The organism is Klebsiella sp. Ech2A (genome assembly GCF_030078455.1).
In the GTDB taxonomy this organism is placed as follows: domain Bacteria; phylum Pseudomonadota; class Gammaproteobacteria; order Enterobacterales; family Enterobacteriaceae; genus Klebsiella; species Klebsiella terrigena.
In genome coordinates, this window is the sequence record NZ_JAQGFU010000012.1 from 47,306 (window position 1) to 57,883 (window position 10,578).

9 protein-coding genes and 2 pseudogenes are annotated in these 10,578 nt (G+C 57.9%); 7 read left to right on the top strand and 4 right to left on the bottom strand.

The genetic code is table 11. The features are described 5' to 3' along the window. Positions 1-86: 86 nt before the first annotated feature. From hpaA to PFH44_RS05005, 4 genes and pseudogenes are all read right to left on the bottom strand, one after another. Entirely contained in the window at positions 87-977 is an 891-nt protein-coding gene (gene hpaA, locus PFH44_RS04990; protein ID WP_045860170.1) for a 4-hydroxyphenylacetate catabolism regulatory protein HpaA, read from the bottom strand. A gap of 9 nt (positions 978-986) precedes the next feature. Next, positions 987-2,363, bottom strand: coding sequence for a 4-hydroxyphenylacetate permease (gene hpaX / locus PFH44_RS04995; protein WP_045860167.1), 1,377 nt, complete (start codon positions 2,361-2,363; stop codon positions 987-989). Positions 2,364-2,410: 47 nt separating this feature from the next. After that, a pseudogene (locus PFH44_RS05000) lies at positions 2,411-2,854 on the bottom strand (aldolase/citrate lyase family protein); the annotation flags it as partial. Then, positions 2,828-3,118, bottom strand: a pseudogene (locus PFH44_RS05005) (GNAT family N-acetyltransferase); the annotation flags it as partial. The pseudogenes PFH44_RS05000 and PFH44_RS05005, both read right to left, overlap by 27 nt. Before the next feature lie 359 nt (positions 3,119-3,477). On the opposite strand from PFH44_RS05005, the gene PFH44_RS05010 reads away from it, so the two are divergent. The 7 genes from PFH44_RS05010 to PFH44_RS05040 all read left to right on the top strand — a co-directional run. Continuing rightward, positions 3,478-4,515: an oxidoreductase gene (locus PFH44_RS05010; protein WP_283824468.1), complete on the top strand. Its 1,038-nt coding sequence runs from the start codon at positions 3,478-3,480 to the stop codon at positions 4,513-4,515. A gap of 121 nt (positions 4,516-4,636) precedes the next feature. Then, positions 4,637-5,332 carry a quercetin 2,3-dioxygenase gene (gene yhhW / locus PFH44_RS05015; RefSeq protein WP_041143039.1) on the top strand — a complete coding sequence of 232 codons (696 nt, stop codon included), beginning with the start codon at positions 4,637-4,639 and terminating at the stop codon, positions 5,330-5,332. A 180-nt stretch (positions 5,333-5,512) separates the two neighbouring features. Continuing rightward, positions 5,513-6,508: a gluconate operon transcriptional repressor GntR gene (gene gntR, locus PFH44_RS05020; RefSeq protein ID WP_041143038.1), complete on the top strand. Its 996-nt coding sequence runs from the start codon at positions 5,513-5,515 to the stop codon at positions 6,506-6,508. A gap of 185 nt (positions 6,509-6,693) precedes the next feature. Further along, a complete protein-coding gene (gene gntK / locus PFH44_RS05025) occupies positions 6,694-7,224 on the top strand; it encodes a gluconokinase (protein WP_045854011.1) in 531 nt (176 codons plus the stop codon). Continuing rightward, positions 7,224-8,564, top strand: coding sequence for a gluconate transporter (gntU, locus tag PFH44_RS05030; RefSeq protein WP_283824469.1), 1,341 nt, complete (start codon positions 7,224-7,226; stop codon positions 8,562-8,564). Before gntK ends, gntU begins: the two co-directional genes overlap by 1 nt. Positions 8,565-9,036: 472 nt before the next feature. Further along, the gene (gene asd, locus PFH44_RS05035) at positions 9,037-10,143 is read left to right on the top strand and encodes an aspartate-semialdehyde dehydrogenase (RefSeq protein WP_041143036.1); all 1,107 of its coding nucleotides are present in this window, start codon (positions 9,037-9,039) and stop codon (positions 10,141-10,143) included. A 242-nt stretch (positions 10,144-10,385) separates the two neighbouring features. Next, positions 10,386-10,578: GlgB N-terminal domain-containing protein (locus PFH44_RS05040; RefSeq protein WP_283824470.1), on the top strand; the 193-nt coding region annotated here is incomplete at its 3' end.

The following is a 10,578-nucleotide window of genomic DNA, read 5'->3' on the forward strand; positions in this document are numbered from 1 at the left end:
CGCTGTTTTGCCGCCGCGCGCCGGGGATGGCGGCGGCGGATTTCCCCGGACGCGTCTGGCGCCCGGGCGCCGCCGGCAGGGAAAGCTCAGGAGACCGGTACTTTTTGCGTTCTGAAGGCGCTGGGCGAGCAGCCGACCAGGCGATGAAAAAAGCGGGCAAAATAGGCCGGATCTTTAAACCCCAGCTGCCAGGCGATTTCGTTGACCGCGCTATCGGAGAACAGCAGCAGTCGCTTGGCCTCGCGCAGCTGCCGGTCGAAGATAAGGCGCTTCGGCGGCCGGTTGGCAAAGCGCCGGCAGATGTCGGTCAGCCTTGATTCGGTAATATGCAGCTCATTGGCGTAATCCGGCACCGTCCAGTGCTGGTGGTAGTGGCCGTCGATGGTCTGGTTAAAGCGCTGGAACAGCTTGAGCTCGCCGCGGATGCCGCTGGCGGCGTGGTCGTCGAGCCTGGCGTTACGCAACAGCAGGGTGAACACCGCCTGCGCCAGCAGCACCAGCGTATGCTCGCGCCCCGCCAGCTGCGCGGTCGATTCGCGCTCAATCAGCCGCCAGTAGTGGGCCAGCGCCGCGAGCTCGTCCGGCTTATCGGCCAGCGACAGGCACATCCCCGGCAGGCCAAAGGCCTCCCGGGTGCCGGGATAGAGCACCTCCAGCAGCGGCCAGATCAGATCCTCCCGCACGGTCAGCACGTGACCATCGCTCTCGGAGCCGGTGATAAACGCGTGCGGCACCGACGGCGGCGTCAGGACGAACAGCGGCGCCTGCACCGAGTAGCGGTGGTCGTCGAGCTGCAGCTCAATCTGCCCGGTATCGAGAAAGTGCATCTGAAAATACTGGTCGTGGCGATGGGCCTGCATGTCGCGGCCAAAAAAGGCCGCCATGCGGGCAAACGACTGGTAGTGCACGTCTTCCGTGCCCAGGCTTTCATCGTACTCTTTATTGATATCGATATTGGCGATCGAACGCTGGGGCATAGCCGCTCCTTAAGGCGTGGCGCGCGGGCGCGAGGCTTTCATCGGAATGGCCCATATAATCACGGCGCCAATCACCAGCAGGCTGGCGACGAACCACAGGCCGCTGTTAAAGCTGCCGGTCAGATCCTTCAGCCAGCCGATCATAAATGGACTGAGCGCCGAACCGATATTGCCGGTGGCGTTGATCACGGCGATCCCGATGGCCCGCGCGCGCAGGCTGATCGACTGGTCCGGCGTGGTCCAGAAAATGGCCATTGCGCTGAACGATCCGGTCGAGGCCATGACGATCCCCAGCATCTGGATCAGGTTGTGATCGGTCGCCGAGGCCAGCAGCCAGCCGGCGGCGGCAAACAGGAACGGCAGGGCGGTATGGTGCTTGCGCTCCTGACATTTATCCGAGTGTCGGCTCCAGTAAATCATCCCCAGAATGGTGCAGATCTGCGGGATCGCCGCCAGCAGGCCGATGGTGATATTGCTGCTTCCCTCGTTAAAGCTTTTGAGGATCTGCGGCGTCCAGATGCTGATCGCGCTGAGCGTATTGGTCAGGCAAAAATAGGCCAGGGTGTACATCAGCACGATCGGCGTGAAGACTTCGCGCCACAGGCTGCGCTGCTGCATCGCGTGGTGGCTGATGGCGCCTTCCGGCTGTACCAGCGTCAGCCGGTCGTTATCCATCATCTCCTGCAGGCACTTTTTGTCCTCCGCGGTCAGCCATTTGGCTTTTGCCGGGGAGTCATCCAGCCAGTACCAGACCATGATGCCCAGCAGCACCGACGGGAAGCCTTCGAGCAAAAACAGCCACTGCCAGCCGTGGAGATTAAACAGGCCGTCCAGCGACAGAATATAGCCGGAGACAATCGAACCGATGGCGGTAGTCACCGGCATGGCAATCATAAACAGGGCGTTGGCGCGGGCGCGGAAAAATGCCGGAAACCAGTAGGTTAAATAGAGCAGGATGCCGGGCAGAAAGCCGGCCTCGGTGATCCCCACCAGCATGCGCAGCACGTACAGGCTATTAGGGCCGGTGGCGAACATCGTGGCGGTGGAGGCGATCCCCCACAGCACCATGATGGTGGCTATCCAGCGGCGGGCGCCGACGATGCTGAGCATGATATTGCTCGGAATACCGAAGATGACGTAGGTGGCGTAGAACAACGTGGTGGCCAGGCCGAACATGGTGGCGTTGAGCCCCAGATCCTGGCCCATCGTCAGCCCGGCAAAGCCGATATTGATGCGGTCGAGAAATGAAAAGATAAACAGCACGAACAAAAATACGATCAGGCGGCGAAACAGCTTATTGATAACCGACTGCTGCTGCGCCGTCAGCTGCTTGTGCTGATTGGCGGGATCGCGCGTCTCCGGAATGGCTGATGATGTGTCGCTCATGGTCTTTCCTCTAATGGGAATTTTTGTAGGGTCGCGATGTGGCGTTCTTAATAGACGCCGGACTGGGCTGTCGTTCCGATTGCGCCAAAGCGCTCGGCTAAGGCTTCGGCGGCGCGGGCGAGCAGGGTGGTGTCGACGCCGACGGCGACAAACAGCGCGCCGAGCGCCAGATAGCGTTTTGCCAGCTGCTCATTGGCCATCAGGATCCCCGGCGCTTTGCCCGCCCGGCGGATTTGCACGATGGCGCTTTCAATTGCCGCCTGCACTTCAGGATGCTGCGGATTGCCGCCGAAGCCCATATCGGCGCTGAGATCCGCCGGGCCGATAAACACGCCGTCCACCCCCTCAACGTCGAGGATCTGCGGCAGGTTTTTCAGCGCCTCACGGGTTTCAATCTGCACCAGCACGCACATGGCGTCGTTGGCCTGGTGGAGATAGTTCGGGATGCGGTTCCAGCGCGAAGCGCGGGCCAGGGCGCTGCCGACGCCGCGTCCGTGAAAGGGCGCCGCCACGCTCATACCGAAGGTCGCGACGTGGCTACGGCGCGGGCGGGATTCAACGCTCAGCATCAGGTGGCCGACGACCTGCTCATCGATGCTGGCGACCAGATGGTGGCCGTTGGGCCGGGGCTGTAGCCGCTCCTGCCACATTTCCATTGCCGGATGAGGAAGCTGTAGCGTGTCGTGATAGACCTCCGGGTGTGCAGTCAGCTGACGTAACGGTTCTGCATCGCGCGGTTCGGCGTGGCGTATCACTATCTCACTCATTCCTCTTCTCCTTAGTGCCTGCATATCAGGCTTTATCTGCTCATTGCGTCCCTTTCAACATCCCTGACTTTAAAAAAGGCGTCAACGGCTAATTTTTGCAAAAAGAAGTAGACAAGTGCGAATGAGAATGATTATTATTGTCCTGCATTCAGGGAGACCCTTGCGGAAAGCCTGAAAGCACGACATTGCTCACATTGCTTCCAGTATTACTTTAGCCAGCCAGGTGCTGGCTTTTTTTTTGCCTTTTTTTGCCGGTCATTTTCCGCCATCGTCAGTGGGTTAAGGGTTAAGTTCGTCGCCGGGGTGCGCTATGGTTAGCAGCAGAAACCTCAACTAAGGACTGCGTTATGACTCTGCACTGCGCATTTATTGGATTCGGTAAAAGCACCACCCGCTACCATCTTCCTTACGTTCTGCACCGCAAAGACCGCTGGCACGTGGCGCACATCTATCGCCGCAGCGCGAAGCCGGAAGAGCAGGCCCCGCAGTACTCGCATATTCACTTCACCAGCGATCTCGATGAGGTACTTAACGATCCTCAGGTCAGGCTGGTGATTGTCTGCACCCACGCCGACAGCCACTTTGACTACGCGAAGCGCGCGCTGGAAGCCGGCAAGAACGTGCTGGTGGAAAAACCCTTCACCCCGACGCTGGCGGAAGCGAAAGCGCTGTTTGCGCTGGCAAAAAGCAAGGGGCTGACGGTAACGCCGTACCAGAACCGCCGCTTTGACTCCTGCTTCCTGACCGCTAAGAAGGCGATTGAAAGCGGTAAGCTGGGCGAGATCGTTGAAATTGAAAGCCACTTCGATCTCTATCGCCCGACGGCGGAAACGCAGCCCGGACTGGCGCAGGATGGCGCTTTTTACGGCCTCGGCGTGCATACTCTGGATCAGATAATCTCCCTGTTCGGCCGCCCGGATCGCGTGGCGTACGACATCCGCAGCCTGCGTAATAAGGCCAACCCGGATGATACCTTTGAAGCCCAGCTATTCTACGGCGACCTGAAGGCGATTGCTAAAACCAGCTATCTGGTGAAGCTGGCGTATCCGAAATTTATCGTTCACGGCCATAAAGGGTCGTTTATCAAATACGGCATCGACCAGCAGGAAACCAGCCTGAAGGCGAATATCATGCCGGGCGAGCCGGGCTTTGCGGCAGACGAGAGCATCGGCCTGCTGGAGTACGTGGATGATAGCGGCGCGAGCGTGCGCGAAGAGCTGCGGGTGGAGCCCGGCGACTACGGGCGGGTGTATGATTCGCTCTACGAGACCCTGGTAAACGGTGCCGAGAATTACGTCAAGGAATCTGACGTTCTCACCAATATGGAGATCCTCGAACGCGGCTTCAGACAGCCATCGCCGGCCACAATAACCCTCGATAAATAAGCTTCCTGAGCTCCTCTGCTCTTATTCATATTTTTTGAACAGAGGAGTCAATTTTCACCCTCTATGATCGTTAGCGGAATGGGTCCACACTTATTCCATCGAAAACATACGGGGATGCAACATGATCTACTTACGCAAAGCTAACGAACGCGGTCACGCTAATCATGGCTGGCTCGATTCCTGGCATACTTTCTCTTTCGCCAACTATTACGACGCCAATTTTATGGGCTTTTCCGCTCTGCGCGTGATTAACGATGACGTGATTGACGCCGGCCAGGGCTTCGGGACCCACCCGCATAAAGATATGGAAATTCTGACCTACGTGCTGGAAGGGGTGGTTGAACACCAGGACAGCATGGGTAACAAAGAGCAGGTTCCTGCCGGTGAATTCCAGATCATGAGCGCCGGTACCGGGGTTCGTCACTCGGAATACAACCCGAGCAGCACCGAACGTCTGCACCTGTATCAAATCTGGATTATGCCGGAAGAGAACGGCATCGCTCCGCGCTATGAGCAGCGCCGGTTTGATGCGCTGCAGGGCAAACAGCTGGTGCTGTCGCCGGACGCTCGCGAAGGCTCGCTGAAAGTGCATCAGGATATGGAGCTGTACCGCTGGGCGCTGCTGAAAGACGAGCAGTCGGTCCATCAGATTGCCGCGGAACGTCGCGTGTGGATTCAGGTCGTCAAAGGTGAAGTGACCATCAACGGCACCAAAGCGACCACCAGCGATGGCCTGGCGATTTGGGATGAGCAGGCTATCTCGGTTCATGCCGATAGCGACAGCGAAATCCTGCTGTTCGATCTGCCGCCGGTTTAATACTCACTCCTGCTTTTTGTCGTTCACCCGGTCGCCAGCGCGGCCGGGGATTTTTGGCGCAGCTCGCACGATTGCGGCCATTAACGCTAAATAAAGTCGTTAGCGCGCGTTTCTCCGGGAAGGTTGCGCTTTGTCCGTGATAAACTGAGAGAATCTCTCCCATTTATTACAGTCAGGACGATGAAAAAGAAAAGACCCGTACTTCAGGATGTAGCCGATCTTGTCGGCGTGACCAAAATGACGGTCAGTCGCTTTTTACGTAACCCGGAACAGGTTTCCGAGGCTCTGCGTGGCAAGATTGCCGTTGCTCTCGATGAACTGGGTTATATCCCCAATCGTGCCCCTGATATTCTCTCCAACGCGACCAGCCGCGCCATCGGCGTGCTCCTGCCCTCGTTAACCAACCAGGTCTTTTCTGAAGTGCTGCGCGGCATTGAAAGCGTCACCGATGCTTTTGGCTATCAGACCATGCTGGCGCACTACGGCTATAAGCCTGAAATGGAAGAAAAACGCCTCGAATCGATGCTCTCGTGGAACATCGATGGCCTGATCCTCACCGAACGTACCCACACGCCGCGGACGCTGAAAATGATCGAAGTCGCCGGGATCCCGGTGGTCGAGCTGATGGACAGCCGCTCGCCGTGCCTCGATATCGCCGTCGGTTTTGATAACTTCGACGCTGCGCGCCAGATGACCGCCGCCATTATTGCCCGCGGCCATCGCCACGTGGCCTATCTTGGCGCACGTCTTGATGAACGTACTATCATCAAGCAGAAGGGGTACGAGCAGGCGATGCACGACGCGGGCATGACGCCGTACAGCGTGATGGTCGAACAATCTTCTTCCTACTCGTCAGGGATTGAGCTGATGCGCCAGGCGCGTCGCGAATATCCGCAGCTTGACGGGATCTTCTGCACCAACGATGACCTCGCGGTCGGCGCGGCCTTTGAGTGCCAGCGTCTGGGATTACGCATTCCGGACGATATGGCGATTGCCGGCTTCCACGGCCACGACATTGGCCAGGTTATGGAGCCGCGTCTTGCCAGCGTGCTGACGCCGCGTGAGCGGATGGGGCGCATCGGCGCCGAGCGCCTGCTGGCGCGGATTCGTGGTGAGACGGTTACCCCTAAGATGTTAGATTTAGGTTTCACATTGTCACCGGGTGGATCAATTTAAACTGACAAGTTTGAAGTAGATCACACATATTCACTTCTGGCACGAATGGTGATTGCTTCTCCCTAAGTCCGGCATGACAATGTTACCGATAACAGTTACCCGTAACAATTAACCTGTGCGCGCGCCGTCACGTCGAATCCAAACGACCTGAAGGACAACGCGTATGTGTCCAGTGGGAGGAAGCTTTGAGCACGACTAACCATGATCACCACGTCTATGTCCTGATGGGCGTTTCCGGCAGTGGAAAATCCGCCGTCGCCAGCGAAGTGGCGCATCAGATGCATGCCGCGTTTCTCGACGGCGACTTTCTGCATCCGCGTAGCAATATCAACAAGATGGCTTCCGGCGAGCCGCTGAATGACGACGATCGCACGCCGTGGCTGCAGGCGCTGAACGACGCCGCCTTCGCCATGCAGCGGACCAATAAAGTGTCGCTTATCGTGTGCTCGGCGCTGAAAAAAAGCTATCGCGACATTCTGCGCAAAGGCAACCCGAACCTCTCCTTCGTCTACCTGAAAGGTGATTTCGACCTGATCGAAAGCCGCCTGAAGGCGCGCAAGGGCCACTTCTTCAAAACCCAGATGCTGGTAACGCAGTTTGAAACGCTGCAGGAGCCCGGCGCGGACGAAGGCGATGTGTTAATCGTCGATATTGATCAATCGCTGGAAGGCGTGGTCGCGAGCACCATTGAGGTGATCAACAAAGGCAGTAACTAGTGAGTACATTAACGCTTGTTTTAACAGCAGTCGGCTCCGTTTTGCTGCTGCTGTTTTTAGTCATGAAGGCGCGTATGCATGCCTTCGTGGCCTTGATGGTGGTTTCTATTGGTGCAGGCCTCTTTTCCGGGATGCCGCTGGATAAAATTGCGGCAACCATGGAAAAAGGGATGGGTGGGACGCTCGGCTTTCTGGCGATCGTCGTGGCGCTGGGGGCGATGTTCGGTAAGATCCTTCATGAAACCGGCGCCGTCGACCAGATAGCCGTTAAGATGCTGAAATCTTTCGGCCACAGCCGGGCGCATTACGCCATTGGCCTGGCCGGCCTTATCTGCGCGCTGCCGCTGTTTTTCGAAGTGGCTATCGTGCTGCTGATTAGCGTCGCCTTCTCGATGGCGCGCCATACCGGCACCAACCTGGTGAAGCTGGTGATTCCGCTGTTTGCCGGCGTTGCCGCCGCTGCGGCATTTCTGCTGCCGGGGCCCGCGCCTATGCTGCTGGCGTCGCAAATGCACGCCGATTTTGGCTGGATGATCCTGATTGGCCTCTGCGCCGCGATCCCGGGGATGATTATCGCCGGACCGCTGTGGGGCAACTTTATCAGCCGCTATGTCGAACTGCATATTCCTGACGACATCAGCGAGCCGAGCCTCGGTGAAGGCAAGATGCCGTCGTTCGCCTTTAGCCTGTCGCTGATCCTGCTGCCGCTGGTGCTGGTGGGGCTGAAAACGATCGCCGCGCGCTTTGTCCCGGTTGGCTCAAGCACCTATGAATGGTTCGAATTTATCGGCCATCCGTTCACCGCGATTCTGGTGGCGTGCCTGGTGGCGATTTATGGCCTGGCGGTACGTCAGGGGATGGCGAAAGATCGGGTGATGGAGATCTGCGGCCACGCGCTGCAGCCGGCGGGGATTATCCTGCTGGTCATCGGTGCCGGCGGCGTCTTTAAGCAGGTGCTGGTGGATTCCGGCGTCGGCCCGGCGCTCGGTGAAGCGCTGACCGGTATGGGTCTGCCGATTGCGATTACCTGCTTCGTGCTGGCGGCCGCGGTGCGCATTATCCAGGGCTCTGCGACGGTCGCCTGCTTAACGGCGGTTGGTCTGGTGATGCCGGTTATCGAGCAGCTGAACTACAGCGGCGCGCAAATGGCGGCCCTGTCGATTTGTATCGCCGGCGGTTCAATCGTCGTGAGCCACGTCAACGACGCGGGCTTCTGGCTGTTCGGTAAGTTTACCGGCGCAACGGAAGCTCAGACGCTGAAGACCTGGACCATGATGGAAACCATTCTCGGCACCACCGGCGCCATAGTCGGTATGATTGCGTTTTCGCTGCTTAGCTAAACGTTAAATAAGAGAGCCCGGCGCTGCGCTGCCGGGCTCTTTTCGCCTGACGGCAGACGCCGTTTTTATCCTCGCTTCCTGCCCGCATCCATGCCCCCTTTTTCGCCTGATTCCGCGCCATAATGAGCGCTACGACAAAAGCCTGACGCCTCAGCAGCCCAGGTACCGCAAGGGTTTGTCGGGTTTCGCCGCGCTGCCGGTAGCGACCCGTTTTCCGCGTAAATCCATAATCCAGATCAATAAAAACGCGGCGGAAATTATTCCCTTTTCGCCACGCTTTCCCCGATAATCTTTAAGGTTTTCCTGAATGCCAATGGCTGCGGATGCTGCATAAGATAAGCTGCTTTACTGATTGCCGGGCAATCATTGATTAATTTCACTTGCGACTTTAGCAGCATTTTGTAATGTGAGGGATGATCCAGTAGGAAACTGGCTTGGCACAAACAGCACACATCTTCCCGGGAAATACGTTATGAAAAATGTTGGTTTTATCGGCTGGCGCGGAATGGTCGGCTCTGTACTCATGCAACGCATGGTTGAAGAGCGCGATTTCGACGCCATTCGCCCTGTTTTTTTCTCCACCTCCCAGCTGGGGCAGCCTGCTCCATCATTCGGTGGCAGCACCGGCGGTACGCTTCAGGATGCATTTGACCTGGAAGCACTGAAGGCGCTGGATATTATCGTGACATGCCAGGGCGGCGATTATACCAACGACGTATATCCGAAGCTGCGTGAAAGCGGCTGGCAGGGTTACTGGATTGACGCCGCGTCTTCGCTGCGCATGAAGGACGACGCCATCATTATTCTTGACCCGGTTAACCAGGACGTGATTACCGCCGGTCTGAATAATGGCGTCAAGACCTTCGTTGGCGGCAACTGTACCGTCAGCCTGATGCTGATGTCCCTCGGCGGCCTGTTTGCACAGGATTTAGTCGAGTGGGTCAGCGTCGCGACTTACCAGGCGGCCTCCGGCGGCGGCGCGCGCCACATGCGTGAACTGCTGACCCAGATGGGCCAGCTGCACGGCCACGTTGCGACGGAGCTGGCCAATCCGGCTTCCGCTATTCTGGAGATTGAGCGCAAGGTCACTTCGCTCACCCGCAGCGGCGATCTGGCGGTAGATAACTTTGGCGTACCGCTGGCCGGTAGCCTGATCCCGTGGATCGACAAGCAGCTGGATAACGGCCAGAGCCGTGAAGAGTGGAAGGGCCAGGCGGAGACCAACAAAATCCTCGCCACCTCAGCGGCCATTCCGGTTGACGGCCTGTGCGTGCGCGTTGGCGCGCTGCGCTGCCACAGCCAGGCGTTCACCATCAAGCTGAAAAAAGACGTTTCTATCCCGACCGTTGAGGAGCTGCTGGCGGCGCACAACCCGTGGGCGAAAGTGGTACCTAACGATCGTGATATTACCATGCGCGAGCTGACTCCGGCTGCCGTCACCGGCACCCTGACGACGCCGGTTGGTCGCCTGCGTAAGCTGAATATGGGGCCGGAGTATCTCTCTGCCTTCACCGTCGGCGACCAGCTGCTATGGGGCGCAGCCGAGCCGCTGCGCCGGATGCTGCGACAGCTGGCGTAACCACAGGATGAATAAAAAGGGGGTGTCTGACACCCCCTTTTTTTGCGTAATACAAGGAGTAAACGCGGATGCTTGATTTTTCTCAACGGGGGTAAGAAAGCCTTGGCTATGCTTTAGTAAGGAACGACGTTTCCTTACCTGAAGGTGGGACGGAGCAGAGGGATGCACAGTGTGCTGCACCGTTCAGGTCAAAAAAAGTCGCCAGATACAGGAAAGGGCGGCACTTACAACAGGATGAAACCATGTCTAATCATATTGATAGAGACGTGATTAACGCGCTTATTGCCGGCCATTTTGCGGACCCTTTTTCCGTGCTGGGCATGCACGCCACCGATGCCGGGCTGGAAGTACGCGCGTTGTTACCCGATGCCACCGACGTGTGGGTCATTGAACCGAAAACCGGACGCAAAGTCGGCAAGCTTGAGTGCCTCGACT

Coding starts and splice junctions, on each gene's coding strand:
- hpaA (WP_045860170.1), bottom strand. CDS start 977: ATGCCCCAGCGTTCGATCGCCAATATCGATATCAATAAAGAGTACGAT.
- hpaX (WP_045860167.1), bottom strand. CDS start 2,363: ATGAGCGACACATCATCAGCCATTCCGGAGACGCGCGATCCCGCCAAT.
- PFH44_RS05010 (WP_283824468.1), top strand. CDS start 3,478: ATGACTCTGCACTGCGCATTTATTGGATTCGGTAAAAGCACCACCCGC.
- yhhW (WP_041143039.1), top strand. CDS start 4,637: ATGATCTACTTACGCAAAGCTAACGAACGCGGTCACGCTAATCATGGC.
- gntR (WP_041143038.1), top strand. CDS start 5,513: ATGAAAAAGAAAAGACCCGTACTTCAGGATGTAGCCGATCTTGTCGGC.
- asd (WP_041143036.1), top strand. CDS start 9,037: ATGAAAAATGTTGGTTTTATCGGCTGGCGCGGAATGGTCGGCTCTGTA.